A 16,224-nucleotide genomic window follows, 5' to 3' on the forward strand; every position below is an offset into this window, starting at 1 on the left:
AAAAACATAAATGGAAACAGTTCAAGCAATAAAACAGCGATTTGAGATTATTGGAAACGATCCGAAATTAAATCGCGCCATTGAAAAAGCCATTCAGGTTGCTCCTACTGATATTTCGGTAATGGTAACTGGGGAAAGTGGTGTTGGTAAAGAAAATATTCCAAGAATAATCCATTCGCTTTCGCACAGAAAGCATGGTAAATATATTGCGGTAAACTGTGGAGCAATTCCGGAAGGAACTATTGACAGTGAACTTTTTGGTCACGAAAAAGGTGCTTTTACAGGCGCAACAAGTACGCGTGAAGGTTATTTTGAAGTAGCTGACGGCGGAACTATTTTCCTCGATGAAGTTGGTGAATTACCTTTAACAACTCAGGTTCGTTTACTTCGTGTACTTGAAAATGGTGAGTTTATAAAAGTAGGTTCATCTCAGGTTCAGAAAACAAATGTTCGAATCGTAGCGGCTACAAACGTGAACTTATTCAATGCAATTGAAAAAGGAAAATTCCGTGAGGATTTGTATTATCGTTTGACAACTGTCGAAATTACTTTACCGCCTTTACGCGAAAGAAACGAAGACATACATTTGTTATTTAGAAAATTTGTTGCCGATTTTGCACATAAATACAAAATGCCTCCGTTAAAGTTAGACGATGATGCAGTTCAGCTTTTACAAAAATTCAGATGGAATGGTAACATACGTCAGTTGCGAAATGTAGCGGAACAAATTTCGGTTTTAGAAACTAATCGTGATATTACATTAGCCACTTTACAATCTTATCTTCCTACTAATGAAGGGAGTAATTTGCCTTCTGTAATTAGTGATAAGAAAAAAGAAAGTGATTTTAGTACCGAAAGAGACATCTTATACAAAGTCCTTTTTGATATGAAAAGTGATTTGAATGACTTGAAGAAACTCACTTTAGAGTTGATGAAAAATGGTACAAAAGTACAAGACATCAATCCTAATCTGATTCAGAAAATATATGGCTCTCAAGAAAATGAAAGCGAAATTGATTTTGAAGAAGAGCCAAGAACTGCTGTCATGACGCCTGCAACCCGCGAGGAAAATTATCAGATGCAGGACGATAATTACTTGTTTGCAGAAACAATTGAGGAAGAAGAAATTTTACGTCTGGAGCAAAAAGAAATCGAAATGATCAAAAAATCATTAGAGAAAAACAAAGGGAAACGAAAAGCTGCTGCAGATGAGCTAGGTATTTCTGAACGAACTTTATATAGAAAAATTAAACAATTTGATTTGTAGTTTTGCCACAAAGACACAAAAAAGTTTTAGATGAAAATCAATATCTTTGAACTCTTAAAATAAAAAATGAAAAACTTAAAATATCTTTTAATTCTATTAATTGCAACAACTTTCAGCGGTTGCAATGTTTATAATTTTACAGGAACAGGAAAAATTGACGCTAAAACTTTTCAGGTTAATTTCTTTCAGAATAATGCTGATTTAGTTGAACCGGGAATCGACAGACAATTTACACTCGCGCTACAAGATTTAATTATGGGTCAAACCAATTTAAACTTAGTAAGCAATGGTGGAGATTTAGTTTATGAAGGTGAAATTATCGATTACAGAACAACGCCAATGACAGCAACTGCCGTGACATCAGGTGGAGATGTGGGGGCAGCACAAAACCGTTTAACAATTCGTGTACAAGTTAGATTTACCAATAAAAAGAAAGAGACTGACGATTTTGAAAAGTCATTTGAGTTTTACTATGACTTTCCGGGATCAGGTCTTCCAACCGGAGCTATTTTGAATGAAGCTCTTAAAGTAATTTTTGAGAGAATTACTCAGGATATCTTTAATGAGTCACTTGCTAAGTGGTAAAAATGTTGATTTGTTAAATTGGTTAATCGTTAAATCGATTTCACAAGCAATCTAACAAATCAACCGATAAAAAATTAAACAACAATACGATTAAACAATAAATAATGAACGTAACTGATTATATCTACTTAATGAACAAACCCGATGCTATTACAGAAAAGCAAGCGGATGCATTAGGAAGTGTTTTGAATGAATTTCCGTATTTTCAAAGTGCGCGCGCATTGCGATTAAAAGGACTTTATGATCAAAACAGCTTTAAGTATAATTATGCTCTAAAAGTTACGGCAGCTTATACAACTGATCGTTCGGTTTTGTTTGATTTTATAACATCTGAAACTTTTACTTCTATTCAGAATGAATATTATGATAGAAAGCTGAAAGACCTTTTGAATATTACTGTTTTTGACAGCGAAATCGTCTCGACAGAACAAATTAAGAAAGTCACAGAGGTTCGGATTGATCCAATTGAGAAATCAATTTTAGATTCTATTAAAGAAGCTACAACTGTTACTTTTGAAAAACCTGCAATAATCGAGGAAACAAAAATCGATTCTATTGTTGAACAACCTGTTTTAACTTCTACAAAAGAGGAAACAAACATAACTTTTGACGAGCCTATTAGTGAGCAATCAATTTTAGATTCTTTTAAAGAAGTGACGATCACAACTTTTGAAGAACCTATAAGAATAGAGGAGATTAAGATTGAACTAATTAACGAACAATCATTTTTAGATTCTTTTGAAGAAGTAACAACAGTAACTTCTGAAGAGCCTTTTAAAACAGAGGAAATTAAAATTGAGTCAATAAGTGAACAATCAATTTTAGATACTTTCGAAGAAGTAACTATTGAAGAACCTGCAATAATTGAGGAACCAAAAACTGACCCTATTATTGAGCAGCCAATTTCAACTTCGATTAAAGAAGAAACAAACATAACTTTTGACGAACCAATAAAAGTTGACGAACCAAAGGTTGATCCTATCATTGAGCAACCTGTTAAAATCGTAACTTCAACTTTTTTTGATGAAACAGTTGATGATGATGATGAAATTCCGGAAGTACAAGTTGATCCGATTGAGAAATCAATCTTAAACTCTATTAAAGAAACTTCATCAGTAGTTTTTGAAGAATCAAAGGAAATTGAAGAAATTAAAGACGCCGAGGTTCCCGAAACTGTAAAAATTGCGGAAGAAAATCTGGAAATAGGAAAACCATTAGATTTTTCTGTTAATGAAAAGCACTCTTTTCAGGAATGGCTGCAATTAGCAAAAACTGAACCTATTGACAGAACAGAAGAAGCACCAAAAACTCCTGAAGAGGTAAAACAAGTTGAAAAAACTGTTGAACAAAAAATAACGCCGAAAGCAGAACCAAAAGCTGTAGTCGAAATAATTGACGAAGAGAAAAAGAAAAAAGCTGAAATAATCGATAAGTTTATTGAGACTAATCCAAAAATTTCTCCTATAAAACAAGTTGCGATAAACCCAACGGTACAATTTGACATCAATCAAGAGGATAATTCCTACTTAATGACAGAGACTTTAGCCAGAGTATATTTGGAACAAAAGAAATATACAAAAGCAATACAAGCATATGAAATATTAATTTTGAAATATCCAGAAAAAATTAGTTTCTTTGCAGACCGTATTTCGGATATAAAGATTTTACAACAAAATAACAATAATAATTAAGCAATGAGCACATTTTCAATTTTTTTAGTTTTAATCACAATAGTTTGTTTTCTATTGATCGTAGTAATCATGGTTCAAAACCCTAAAGGAGGCGGATTATCCTCTACTATCAGCGGAACTCAAATGTTAGGTGGAGTACAAAAAACAACAGACTTTTTAGATAAAAGTACCTGGACACTAGCTACTATTTTGATTGCTTTAATTTTGCTTTCAAGCTTAAGCTTTACAGGATCATTGAGTGATTCTGATTCTAAAATCATTGAAAAAACTGAAGCTCCTGCTGCTAACACACCAGCTGCTCCAGTTCAACAAACACCTGCTCCGGCGACTCCTGCAGCAAAATAATCACATAGATATAAATATTAAATGCCAGCCTGTCAAAGCTGGCATTTTTTTTAAGAAATAATGTCAGTTTTAAGAGCATGGCACAATTTCTGAAGTCCAATAGAGCATAAAAAACGTATAACTTTATAATAATATAAAATCATGGCCTTAAACATTAAACCGCTTTCAGATCGCGTACTTATTGAGCCTGTTGCAGCTGAAACTAAAACTGCCTCAGGGATTTTTATTCCGGATACTGCCAAAGAGAAACCACAAAAAGGAACTGTTGTAGCTGTTGGAAATGGATCTAAAGATCATACTATGACCGTAAAAGTTGGCGATACTGTTCTATATGGTAAATATGCAGGAACAGAATTAAAACTTGAAGGAACTGATTATTTGATTATGCGTGAGGACGATATCCTTGCAATTATCTAAATTGCTGTAGGCAATAAGCTGTAGGCTGTAGGCTTTTTTAAAAGCTTAAAGCATATTGCCTAAGGCCTAAAGCAAAAAAACAAATGAGAGATTTTAAGAAATACGATATTTGGCAGCTTAGTCATTCTTTTACTTTAGAAATCTATAAAATGACTTCTACATTTCCGAAAGAAGAATTATATGGATTAACAAGTCAAATTAGAAGAGCATCTTCATCAATTCCAACGAATATCAGTGAAGGATGTGGAAGAAATAGTGACAAAGAATTTAATCAATTTCTCAATATAGCTTTAGGTTCTGCAAGTGAAACAGAATATCTTTTGATTTTAGCTAAAGATTTGAAATATCTAAATAATGAAATTTCTGCAAATCTGATAGAAAAAATCAACAGCATAAAAAGCAAAATTTACAAATTAAAACAAATATTAATTCAGCAATAAGCTGTAAGCAATATGCAATAAGCTTATACAAAAGCTTAAAGCGTACTGCCTAAAGCTTAAAGCAATAAAAAAATTATTAATTCAGCAGTAGAAGGCTTAAAGCCTAACGCCTACTGCCTAAAGCAAAAATAGAATGGCAAAAGATATAAAATTTGATATTGAAGCACGTGACGGATTAAAACGTGGTGTTGATGCATTAGCAAATGCTGTAAAAGTAACTCTTGGACCAAAAGGTCGTAACGTAATTATCGGAAAATCATTTGGTGGACCAACTGTTACTAAAGATGGTGTTTCTGTTGCAAAAGAAATCGAATTAAAAGACCCATTAGAAAATATGGGCGCTCAAATGGTTAAAGAAGTTGCTTCTAAAACCAATGATTTAGCGGGTGACGGAACTACAACTGCTACAGTTTTAGCTCAGGCAATCGTAAAAGAAGGTTTGAAAAACGTTGCTGCAGGTGCAAATCCAATGGATTTGAAACGTGGTATCGATAAAGCTGTTGAAGCTATCGTTGCTGACTTAGCTAAACAAGCTAAAGTAGTTGGAAGTGATTCTGATAAAATCAAACAAATTGCTTCTATCTCTGCTAATAATGACGAAGTTATTGGTGAATTAATTGCTACTGCTTTCGCTAAAGTAGGAAAAGAAGGTGTTATCACTGTTGAAGAAGCTAAAGGAACGGACACTTTCGTGGATGTTGTTGAAGGTATGCAGTTTGACAGAGGATATCTTTCTCCTTACTTCGTAACAAACCCTGAGAAAATGGAAGTTGAATTAGACTCTCCATATATCCTATTATACGACAAAAAAGTATCTTCTTTAAAAGAGTTACTACCTGTTTTAGAGCCAGTTGCTCAATCAGGAAAGCCATTATTAATTATTGCTGAAGATGTTGATGGAGAAGCTCTTTCAACTCTTGTAGTAAATAAATTAAGAGGTGCTCTTAAAATTGCTGCTGTAAAAGCTCCAGGTTTTGGAGACAGAAGAAAAGCAATGTTAGAAGATATCGCAATCTTAACTGGTGGAACTGTAATTTCTGAAGAAAGAGGATATACTCTTGAAAATACAACTATCGAAATGTTAGGAACTGCAAAAAGAGTTTCTATCGATAAAGACAACACTACAATTGTAAGTGGTGCTGGTGAAGCTGATATCATCAAAAACAGAGTAAACCAAATTAAAGGTCAGATGGAGACTACTACATCTGATTATGATAAAGAAAAATTGCAAGAACGTTTGGCTAAATTAGCTGGTGGTGTTGCTGTTCTTTATGTTGGTGCTGCATCTGAAGTTGAAATGAAAGAGAAAAAAGACAGAGTTGATGATGCGTTACATGCTACTCGTGCTGCTGTTGAAGAAGGAATTGTTGCAGGTGGTGGTGTTGCTTTGTTAAGAGCAAAAGCTGCATTAGCTGGAATTAAAGCTGATAACGCTGACGAAGCAACAGGAATTCAAATCGTTTCTCGCGCTGTTGAATCTCCATTAAGAACTATTGTCGAAAATGCAGGTCTTGAAGGTTCTGTAGTTGTGGCAAAAGTTGCTGAAGGTTCTGGTGATTTTGGCTACAACGCTAAAACTGACGAATACGTAGATATGCTTAAAGCTGGAATTATCGATCCTAAAAAAGTAACTCGTGTAGCATTAGAAAATGCTGCGTCTGTTGCAGGAATGATCTTAACTACAGAATGTGCATTAATTGATATTAAAGAAGAAAGCGCTGGCGGTATGCCAATGGGTGGCGGTATGCCAGGAATGATGTAATCGTTCTAACTTCTTAAACTATAACCGCCAAACAGAAATTTCTGTTTGGCGGTTTTTTTGTTTTTGCCACAGATTAAATGAATTAAAAGATTTTTTTTTCGCCACGAATTTCACGAATTATCACGAATTAATTTTCTTATAATTACGCATAAAAAATTAGTGTTAATTCGTGAAATTCGTGGCAACCTTTTTATCTCATATATAGCATTTTTGAAAATTAGTGGCAAAATTTCACTTAGTTTAACATTCTCTTTTTCTTTAAAAAATCAGTTATCGATATCTTTGCAGTTCTATTAAAATTGCAAAATGAGAAAATTTACAACTCACCTATTATCTTTTACATTTTTACTTCTTACCACTTTATCCTATTCACAATCTTCCAAAGACAATTATGTCGTATTAGTTTCTATGGATGGATTTCGTTGGGATTATGCTAAACATTTTCATCTTCAAAACCTTGATAAGATAGCTAAAGAAGGTGTTCATGCAAAATCTATGCGACCGTCCTATCCAAGTAAAACATTTCCTAATCATTATTCGATTGTGACGGGTCTTTATCCGGATCATCATGGCATTATCAATAATGTTTTCTATGATTCAGCTTTAAACGAATCTTTCTCTTTATCGACAAATGCAAAAAATGACTCCCGTTTTTATGGTGGAAATCCCATTTGGAATGTAGCTGAACAACAAGGTGTAAAAAGCGCTTCTTTCTTCTGGCCGGGATCTGATACGGATAAAAAAAGACCTGGTATTTACAAAAATTACGACAATAAAATTCCGTACGGAAATAGAATTGATACCATTATAAAATGGTTGCAACTTCCTGAAAAACAACGCCCACATTTGGTTACTTTATATTTTGACGAACCAGATCATACTGGTCATAATTTTGGTCCGCTTTCTCCTGAAAACGAAAAAATGGTTCACAAAATGGATTCGGTTATGAGACAATTATCATCTAAACTGGATCAATTATCCATCGGAAAACAAATTAATCTGATTATTGTTTCAGATCACGGAATGGCCGATATTAGCAATGATAAAAAAGTAGCTATTCTGGATTATCTAAAACCGGAATGGTTGGGTTATAAAGATGTAATCAACCCCATTATGAGTCTTCAGGCAAAACCGGGCTTTCAGGATTCTATCGCAAAAGCTTTAAAAAAAGTTCCACATATTAAATTTTGGAGATCAAGTGAACTTCCTAAAAGACTGCATTATGGTACAAATCCACGCGTTCATGATTTTGTTATTGAAGCTAAAAAAGGATATAGTTTAGTAACCAAAAAAGATCAAAACATAAAAGGCGGAACTCATGGTTATGACAATAAACGAAAAGATATGCAGGCTATTTTCTATGCAAAAGGTCCCGCTTTTAAAGTAGATAAAGAGGTTAGCTCGTTTCAAAATGTTTCCGTCTACCCTTTAATTGCTCATATTTTAGGTTTACAAATTGAAGGAGTAGACGGTAAGTTTAGTGAAGTAAAAAACATGCTTGTTAATTAGATAATGGGGGTAATGTGGCAATTAGATAATTTTATAGACAAGCATAATCATTATCTAATTTTCTAATTGACACATTATCTAATTAAGAAACCACTTTGTAAGTAGGATCTTCAATCACATTTACTTTGATAACAGCTTCAGCATTTTTAAGCAATTCCCGACAATCCGGGCTTAAATGCTCCAACTCGATTACCTTATCAAGTTGACTGTATTTCTTAGTTAAATTATTTAGTGCTTCAATCGCAGACATATCGGCTATACGGCTTTCTTTAAAGTCAATAATTACATGATTTGGATCGTTTACCGGATCAAATTTTTCTATAAAAGCTGCTATAGAACCAAAAAACAATGGCCCATAAATTTCATAATGCTTCACTCCTGCTTCATCAGTAAAATGTCGGGCACGGATTCTTTTGGCACTTTCCCAGGCAAAAACCAAAGCTGAAATAATCACCCCAATTAAAACTGCCAAAGCCAAATTGTGCAATAGAATTGTAATTACTGCAACCAGAATTCCAACAAAAATATCATGTTTAGGCATTTTATTTATGATTCTGAAACTTGCCCATTCAAAAGTAGTAATTGCGACCATCATCATTACACCAACCAATGCTGCCATTGGTAATTTTCCAATTACCGGCGCTCCAAAAAGTATGATTAACAAAATAGTCAAAGAAGCAATTATCCCTGAAAGTCGTGCTCTTGATCCGGCAGAAAGATTGACCAGAGTTTGAGCAATCATTGGACATCCACCCATTCCGAAAAAGAAACCGTTTAAAATATTTGAGCTTCCCTGAGCAATACATTCTCTATTGCTGTTACCTCGGGTTCCGGTAATTTCATCAACTAAATTTAGCGTAAGCAAACCTTCAGTTAAACCAACTGCCGCAACAATTACCGAGTAGGGAAAAATTACTTTGAAGGTTTCAAAAGAAAACGGAATCTTAGGAATGTGAAACGGCGGAAATCCGCCTTGAACTGAAGCAATATCTTCGACCGTTTTGGTTTCAATATTAAATAAAAGTACAATCGCAAACACCACTAAAATTGCTACTAAAGAAGCCGGAATTGCTTTTGTGATTTTAGGAAAAAGTAAAACGATACCAACTGTAAGCGCAACCAGGCCTAACATAATATATAAAGGCGTCCCTTGCAACCAAGAAACCTGACCATTAACTACGGTTTTAAACTGTTCTAATTGCGACATAAAAATCACAACCGCTAAACCGTTTACAAAACCAAACATAACGGGTTGAGGAACTAATCGAATAAATTTTCCGAATTTAAAAAGTCCGATACAAATTTGTACTACACCGCCAAGTACCACTGCAGCAAAAACGTATTCGATTCCATGTGACTTCATTAAAGCAATCAAAACAATAACTGTTGCTCCTGCTCCACCTGAGATCATTCCGGGTCTTCCTCCAAAAATAGCAGTCACTAAACCCGCAATAAAAGCGGCATATAAACCCACAAGAGGTGGAAATCCGGCTAAAATAGCAAATGATAAAGATTCAGGAATCATTGTCATCGCAACTGTTAAACCGGCTAAAATTTCAGTTTTATAATTGACTTTTTGAGTAAAGTCGAAGAGTTGGAAAGCTTTTTTCATAAGAGGACAAATGTAGAAAATTTGTCAATTAGAAAATACAGCAATTGAGATAATGTGTCAATTAGAAAATGAGATGATTAGAAAATTTTATAGATCGCGCATAATAATTATCTCATTTTCTAATTATCAAATTGGTACATTAATTTTACTCTAGTTTTATGCATATATACCCCAGACAATTTACGAAATCAATTATACTTTTGGGTTCTAAATCAATGCCTTCAACTCTTAATATCTTGTCGCAGTCTTCTAAATCAAAATTGATTTTATAATTGGGAAATTGATTTTGAATAACAGCAATAACATAATTTTTGTCTGCTTCTTTTTGAACATTTGTTTTAAAAACTTCAACAATCATAATTGCTAATTTTAATACTTCTTTAATTTAAAATCTACTTTTAAAACGGATTATAGGAAATTCCAAATCTAAAATATCCCTGTGCATCTTCCTTCTGATCGTATACATACTCAGACGTTCGCTCCCCTTTTTCTGTTATACGTACACTCATAACATTATTAACACCGCCTTTAATTACTCCAATAATTCTTGGCGTAAAGCGGTATTCATAGGTAATTCCCGACTTTAATTCCAACTGATTCAATTCATAAATTCCTTTCAATTTTGAATTGTTTAAATTTAAGTAAAAACTTTCGGTGTTCAATTCCGTTCCTAAGGAAATTCTTCCATTTTCCAGCAATTCTCTCCTGAACTGTAAACGCTGTGGCAAAATAAAATCGATGTCCCATTTTGAATTTTCAAATTTGTGATTATAGGTCAAAAGTGGTGTAACCGGAATAATCGACGACGGATCTAACATAACCAAGGCTCCAACGGTAAGAGTTGTATTGGCCGTTCTTTTCAGGACAATATTGGCGGTAACAAAACCTTTTACACGCTGAAAACCATCCTCATTTCCGTCTACAGTGGCAGTAGCATTGTAAATAACAGGTTTATGAAAAAGCGTCGAAACATAAGTTGCGCTTAAAGCAGCTGCAAAAAAATGAATTTCCTCTTTTTCTCTGGTATAAGTTGTTGCTGAATTATAGTTATAAATATCTCCAAATTCATAGGTTTCATATTTATAACGCAGTGAACTTGTTAAAACAAACCTTTTAGATTGTGAACTAAAAAAAGGCACATTGATTGCTGCTTTAAATCGGTTATGACTTTCAATTCTTCCTCTTTCAAAACCTTCTCCAAAAAGCTTTGAATCAAAATTAGTTGGCCCTAACTGTTCGTATTGTACGTCCAAAATTCTCGTGGTCGGAAATTTATCCATTACCACTTTTGCAACCGTTTTTATTGGAGCATCTTTTTCCTGAGCAACTGTTCGCATAGATGCAAATACAATTAAAACACAAATGATTTTTGTTTTTTTCATAAGCCAATGAAATTTCAACGTTTGATTAAAGAAAGAGGATTAAAACTCGAGGCAAATGTAATTGCGAAGTCCTGACTATAATAGCTTAATTATACCAATGGCGTATTATTTATACCAATGGCGTTTGTATAATTATGGCTCCTAAAAAAGTAAAAACTATACTATTTCGCTAATTTTGCCGTTATGACGATTCTCAAAATATATCAGAACTTTTTTCTCCGAAACCTCATCGTACACACTTTTATATTTTTGGTGATTTTGGCCTGTGTTTATGACGAAATACGATTAGACGGCCATAGTTGGTCGTACATGATCAGTAAAATAACCGTTGGCTATTTTCCTTGTATTGTATGGATTACCATTTTCAATCTTTTTATCATCAAACCTTTCTTATTCAAAAAAAAGGTTAAAATATTCTTTACACTTTTTGCGATTTACTGGACTTGTTTTTACTTTTTCATGAATTGGTTTTTCCCTCTTATGGGGTTAGGAAATTTCAAAACACTTCAAATATTATCGCTTATTATCAACGGAATGTTTTTTTACTTTATTCATGTTGTAATCACTAAAAAAATCATGGATACAGATAAAGACATTATGAATTTCAAGTCTGAACTTTTGTTTTTGAAACAACAGCTTAATCCGCATTTTTTACTGAATGCAATGAATAATTTATACGGAGAATCTCTGACAGAACCTGATAAAGTTCCGGACAGGATTTTAAATCTTTCTGACATGTTGCGCTACCAAATTGAAGCTACCAAAAAAGATTATGTTCTGGTTGCTGAAGAAATAGGTTTTATTAAAAAATATATTGAATATTATACTTTTAGAAACGACAGATTAAATGTAATTCAAAATTATATGGGCGATTTTAACAACATTGATATTCCGCCTTTGTTTTTTTTACCTTTGGTCGAAAATGCCATTAAGTTTTCTGGAGAAACTGCCGAACCATTTATTTCCCTGGATTTAAAAGTAAAATCACGACATTTATCATTTACTCTGAGAAATAATTATTTAGAATCAGGTTCCAGACTTTCAGGAACAGGAATTGGAATCGAAAATCTAAAAAGACGGCTTGAAGTCTACGGTTTGAAACATGAACTGAGCTGCAAAAGAGAAAAAAACACCTTTAGCGTAAAACTGAACATATGGGACTTACCTATCGTTGCCTGATTATTGATGACGAAACGCCTGCACACAAGGCGCTAGCTTCTCATATCGCAAAATACGACGATCTGGAATACTCCGGAAGTGCTTTTAGTGGTATGGAAGCGGTAAAAATGCTCAACGAAAACAAATACGATATTATTTTTCTGGATATTAACATGCCCGTAATTTCCGGTATTGAATTAATGGAGCTACAACCCAATCGTCCAATAACCATCGTTACCACAGCTTATTCTGACTTTGCACTTTCTGCCTATCAAAACGATGCTATTGATTATTTATTGAAACCTATTTCATTCGAAAAATTTTCTAAAGCAATCGAAAAAGCCAAAACCTTTTACTCAGGGAAAAGTCTTAAAAAAGAAAACACTGCCAGCGAAAGAACACTTTCATACCGTGCCAACGGTCAAATGATCGAGACGCTTTTAAGTGATATTCTTTATATCGAAAGTCTGGGCAACTACATGAAATTGCACAGCAAAAAATTAAAATCTCCTTTAATTATCTACGGCTCACTCTCTAATATTGCAGACGAAATCAACAGCATTGACTTTCTTCAGGTTCATCGTTCTTATATCGTAAACACGCGCGAAATCTCCTCAAAAACTTTTAAAACACTAACCTTATCTAACGGAAAAATTATTCCTATAGGAAGGAAATATCAGATTTTGTTGTTTTAAATTTGAGAATGTGTCAATTTGATTATTAGATAATTCTCGTTATTATACCTTATAAAGTCTTCTTATGCAATATTGTCAAGTTCACCCGGAAATGGTCTGTAGGCGTAATAATGCAAAACCTCTTCGATAGCTCTTTTTAATGCTTCATTTATGGGTAATAAAGTCATTCCCATTTTATAATCAATTTGTGCAAGCTGCATATAATAATCGGTGAAAATGGGTACATACTTTCCATTATTAATCATTTCTTCACCAGCATTAAAGTTCTCTAGTTGTTCTTCTTTAATAATTTTGCAGGTAGCTAATCTTAGTTTTCCAAATTTATCTGTATTTGCAGCATAACCAAAAAGACGGCATATTAATCCGCGATAGCGGTAATTACTGCAACTTCCTTTATGATGTTCTAATACGGAAAGTGGTCGATATAAAAGGCAGTTTTTAGTAGACGAATTGTTTAATTCTTCTAAGGTTTCTTCAGCTTTGCCATTCAAAAATAAATGAAACGCCCAAGGCAAAAATTCTAAAGGAGAAGCATCTATATTTGGTTTAGAACAACATTTACCACAACCTGCGTTGCAATACAAATGAGTTTCAGATTTGAAAGTGGTTATTTCAATTTCAAGACGGTCAAACAATTCCTCAATCAGCCTAACTTTCAGTTCTATTGCCATTGTTTTTTTCGTAAGGTAGACTAATAGAAATGGCTCATGCTAAGGTCATGGTTTTATTGTGAATAGTTTGTGCATCCACTCCTTAAAGTATAAACCACACAACTACATAAATGCACACTATGTTTCTCAAAAATTCTTTCAAAAAGCCGCAAAGCAAAATTTGTCATTTTTTAAAAGCTTATAATTTTCAGCAACCGTAAATCTTTTCTTCAAAAAAACCTTCAGCAAAACAATTTTTCCTACATAAATAATTATATTCGCAATGCCACTAATCGTTTAAAAATAATTGTAGAAAAATGACCATTTTCAAGAAACTATTTAGAAAATTAGATTTAGAATGCCCCAGATGCCTTGGAAAAACTTTTGTTGATTGGGATGATATAAAACGCTTAAATAGACAATTAAAATGGGTGCCTGCGCCATGTGCATATTGCCTTGGAACTGGAAAAGTTACTAAAGAGATGATTACAAATGTTCCTGTAGACTATACTTATCTCACTATAGATTTGCCGGAATCAGAAATGGACAAAATAAAAGAAGGCAACGCAGAAACGCTGGAAAAAGGAAGATTGCGTGATCTTTTTTTAGACAATCTTATCAAATATGCTGAACATCATTACTCAAACAATAACATGGATGCTATAAGTATTGCCGATTTATATCTAAATACTGAAGATGAAACTGCTTTATTCTCCTTAGAAAGAAAAAATCTGATACAATTTATTGAAAAAGTAATCGAACTAAAAAACACAAACTGAAATACTTCAGACAATATTCTTCAAGTTGCTCCCTAAAAAACTTATAAAGATTGTTAATATTTACCTCCTCATAAAAAACACGTATAAATACGCATTGCCAAAACTTTATTTAGTGGTAAAATTGCCCTGAATAATTTTACTTTTAAAACATAGTTTTCCCCTAAAGGAGAATTATTAAAATGCTGTCATTTTTTTGGAACAATTAAGTGAGATTTTTAGTCGATGCCATCGATTAAAAATCTCACTTTTTTTCTAAATTCCAAAAATAAAAAAACTTTGTCCCTCTGTTCCTCAAAACCTTTGAACCTTTTAAAAAAAACCTTTGTATCTTTGAACCTTAGTCCTTCAGAACCTACAAAGAAAAAATATGACACGAGAACATTATATTCCCTTCAACAAGGAATTCTTACTCGAACAACAAATAAATACCTTCTCCGAAGACCCCAAAAAAGTTGATGAATTTAAAAAATTGTTTGACATTATCGAACATTATTTTCATTATGAAGCCTTTAATTTAAACCGAAATCTAAAACAAAATTATGCCTTGTTTGATCCGGATTTGAGTTTAAAAGAGCGAAAAAGTTTTATGGGTAAAAGTGATTTCTCCCTTTTCAAAGCAACTTTGCTTACAGTTCTGGAACAAGGAAATTATATACGAATCGATCAGGAGACTTTAGACAAAGCATTTCAGAATTCTGATTTAATTGGCTTAAAACTTTCGATCGATTTTAATGCTTTTCAAGATTATGAATTGTATGTTCGCGGACATCACAAATCGAAAGAAAAAGTCAAAAAATATTTCTTTTGGAAAAAAGAAATCGAGATCGAATATTATGATCGCGTCATGATTTATCTGCATTATAATGACACCCATTTTCTCAAGCAAAAGAAAGTCAAATTGGGTAAAATGCCAATTGAACCAGGATCTGTAGTTTTAAAAATTTTTAAACGAGTTCCTAAAAACGATATCGAAACTATTTTTCCAAATGCAATTCCAAGAATGTCAACCACAGACAAACTATTGTTATGGGTTCCCGGAATTTTTGGTGGAATTTCGCTTTTAAGTGCCAAAGTAATTCCTGCTTTAATCAATATGTATAATGCCTACGAAACAGGTGAAACTATTGATTTATTAGACAGTAAAACGTCACTTAATCAAGGTTTAATTGCACTTGGAATTTTGTCACTTTATTTGTTTCGTCAATACAACAACTTTGTCAATAAGAAAATTAAATATTCTAAAATACTCTCAGACAGTCTTTACTTTAAGAATCTGGGAAACAATAGCGGTGCTTTTTATTCACTTTTAAATTCTTCTGAAGAAGAAGTGCTTAAAGAAACAATTCTGGCTTATACTTTTTTGTATAAAAGCAGCAAACCTCTTACGGCAGAAGAATTGGATTCCCAAATTGAATCCTGGTTCGAAACAAATCTAAAAACCGATCTTGATTTTGACGTAAAAGATGCTTTAGAGAAACTAAAAAACATTGGTCTGGGTATTGAAACTAATGGAAAATGGGAAGTTCTGCCATTTGATCAGGCATTAATCACAATTGATGAATTATGGGATGGTGTTTTTGATTATAATCAGGTTCAAAGTTACAAAGACTTAAAGTTACAAAGGGACTAGAAAACTAAAATCCCTGGCTTGTTTTTATATACAATAACCGTTGTGTTTAATTCCTAAAATTTCATTTAAAACATAGATTTTGGATCTGTAAAAAGAGTATAAAAAGAAACATGTTTCTTTCACATAGCTGGACTCTGTGCCTTTTAAAGAAATGAAACGTCTTTTTTGAGCGTACAGAATCTATGTTTCTATGTGTTAAAACTAATTACGCTCAACAAATACAATAGTAGAAATGTTTTTGAAAATCATAAATATTTTCAAGAAAACCTATACAATTTTCAACCTTTGAACCTTTGCTCCTT

16 protein-coding genes are annotated in these 16,224 nt (G+C 33.2%); 12 read left to right on the forward strand and 4 right to left on the reverse strand.

Going from position 1 to position 16,224, the window contains the following annotated elements:
- Nucleotides 1–10: 10 nt before the first annotated feature.
- From CHB81_RS19025 to CHB81_RS19060, 8 genes are all read left to right on the forward strand, one after another.
- Nucleotides 11–1,267 (forward strand): sigma-54-dependent Fis family transcriptional regulator, encoded by a 1,257-nt coding sequence (locus CHB81_RS19025; protein ID WP_089353426.1) that lies wholly within the window; start codon nucleotides 11–13, stop codon nucleotides 1,265–1,267.
- A gap of 66 nt (nucleotides 1,268–1,333) precedes the next feature.
- A complete protein-coding gene (locus CHB81_RS19030; RefSeq protein ID WP_089353427.1) occupies nucleotides 1,334–1,852 on the forward strand; it encodes an LptE family protein in 519 nt (172 codons plus the stop codon).
- Between the two features lie 104 nt (nucleotides 1,853–1,956).
- Nucleotides 1,957–3,543, forward strand: coding sequence for a tetratricopeptide repeat protein (locus CHB81_RS26730; protein ID WP_141130426.1), 1,587 nt, complete (start codon nucleotides 1,957–1,959; stop codon nucleotides 3,541–3,543).
- Between the two features lie 3 nt (nucleotides 3,544–3,546).
- Nucleotides 3,547–3,888 carry a preprotein translocase subunit SecG gene (secG, locus tag CHB81_RS19040; RefSeq protein WP_089353428.1) on the forward strand — a complete coding sequence of 114 codons (342 nt, stop codon included), beginning with the start codon at nucleotides 3,547–3,549 and terminating at the stop codon, nucleotides 3,886–3,888.
- A 141-nt stretch (nucleotides 3,889–4,029) separates the two neighbouring features.
- Nucleotides 4,030–4,305, forward strand: coding sequence for a co-chaperone GroES (gene groES / locus CHB81_RS19045; RefSeq protein WP_012023920.1), 276 nt, complete (start codon nucleotides 4,030–4,032; stop codon nucleotides 4,303–4,305).
- A gap of 83 nt (nucleotides 4,306–4,388) precedes the next feature.
- On the forward strand, nucleotides 4,389–4,745 hold the full coding sequence (locus CHB81_RS19050) for a four helix bundle protein (RefSeq protein ID WP_089353429.1): 357 nt from the start codon (nucleotides 4,389–4,391) through the stop codon (nucleotides 4,743–4,745).
- A gap of 133 nt (nucleotides 4,746–4,878) precedes the next feature.
- Complete coding sequence (gene groL, locus CHB81_RS19055) at nucleotides 4,879–6,507, forward strand: chaperonin GroEL (RefSeq protein ID WP_089353430.1); 1,629 nt, start codon at nucleotides 4,879–4,881, stop codon at nucleotides 6,505–6,507.
- 306 nt (nucleotides 6,508–6,813) lie between these two features.
- A complete protein-coding gene (locus CHB81_RS19060; RefSeq protein WP_089353431.1) occupies nucleotides 6,814–8,016 on the forward strand; it encodes an ectonucleotide pyrophosphatase/phosphodiesterase in 1,203 nt (400 codons plus the stop codon).
- Between the two features lie 82 nt (nucleotides 8,017–8,098).
- On the opposite strand, the gene CHB81_RS19065 is transcribed toward CHB81_RS19060, so the two are convergent.
- The 3 genes from CHB81_RS19065 to CHB81_RS19075 form a co-directional block, all read right to left on the reverse strand.
- Complete coding sequence (locus CHB81_RS19065) at nucleotides 8,099–9,628, reverse strand: SulP family inorganic anion transporter (RefSeq protein WP_089353432.1); 1,530 nt, start codon at nucleotides 9,626–9,628, stop codon at nucleotides 8,099–8,101.
- Between the two features lie 145 nt (nucleotides 9,629–9,773).
- A complete protein-coding gene (locus CHB81_RS19070; protein WP_089353433.1) occupies nucleotides 9,774–9,986 on the reverse strand; it encodes a hypothetical protein in 213 nt (70 codons plus the stop codon).
- A gap of 40 nt (nucleotides 9,987–10,026) precedes the next feature.
- Nucleotides 10,027–11,010 carry a DUF6268 family outer membrane beta-barrel protein gene (locus CHB81_RS19075; protein ID WP_089353434.1) on the reverse strand — a complete coding sequence of 328 codons (984 nt, stop codon included), beginning with the start codon at nucleotides 11,008–11,010 and terminating at the stop codon, nucleotides 10,027–10,029.
- Between the two features lie 309 nt (nucleotides 11,011–11,319).
- Between CHB81_RS19075 and CHB81_RS19080 the strand changes: the two genes are divergently transcribed.
- Complete coding sequence (locus tag CHB81_RS19080; protein WP_254921170.1) at nucleotides 11,320–12,189, forward strand: sensor histidine kinase; 870 nt, start codon at nucleotides 11,320–11,322, stop codon at nucleotides 12,187–12,189.
- Nucleotides 12,165–12,863, forward strand: coding sequence for a LytTR family DNA-binding domain-containing protein (locus CHB81_RS19085; protein WP_089353436.1), 699 nt, complete (start codon nucleotides 12,165–12,167; stop codon nucleotides 12,861–12,863). The genes CHB81_RS19080 and CHB81_RS19085 overlap by 25 nt, the downstream gene beginning before the upstream one ends.
- Before the next feature lie 62 nt (nucleotides 12,864–12,925).
- Here the strand turns inward: CHB81_RS19085 and CHB81_RS19090 are convergent, their stop codons facing one another.
- Nucleotides 12,926–13,534, reverse strand: coding sequence for a YkgJ family cysteine cluster protein (locus tag CHB81_RS19090; protein ID WP_089353437.1), 609 nt, complete (start codon nucleotides 13,532–13,534; stop codon nucleotides 12,926–12,928).
- A gap of 296 nt (nucleotides 13,535–13,830) precedes the next feature.
- Between CHB81_RS19090 and CHB81_RS19095 the strand changes: the two genes are divergently transcribed.
- Entirely contained in the window at nucleotides 13,831–14,292 is a 462-nt protein-coding gene (locus CHB81_RS19095) for a hypothetical protein (RefSeq protein ID WP_089353438.1), read from the forward strand.
- Between the two features lie 367 nt (nucleotides 14,293–14,659).
- Nucleotides 14,660–15,922, forward strand: coding sequence for a TMEM143 family protein (locus CHB81_RS19100; protein WP_089353439.1), 1,263 nt, complete (start codon nucleotides 14,660–14,662; stop codon nucleotides 15,920–15,922).
- Nucleotides 15,923–16,224: the final 302 nt, after the last annotated feature.

Origin of the sequence: Flavobacterium sp. ov086, assembly GCF_900187965.1 — a bacterium.
GTDB lineage: Bacteria > Bacteroidota > Bacteroidia > Flavobacteriales > Flavobacteriaceae > Flavobacterium.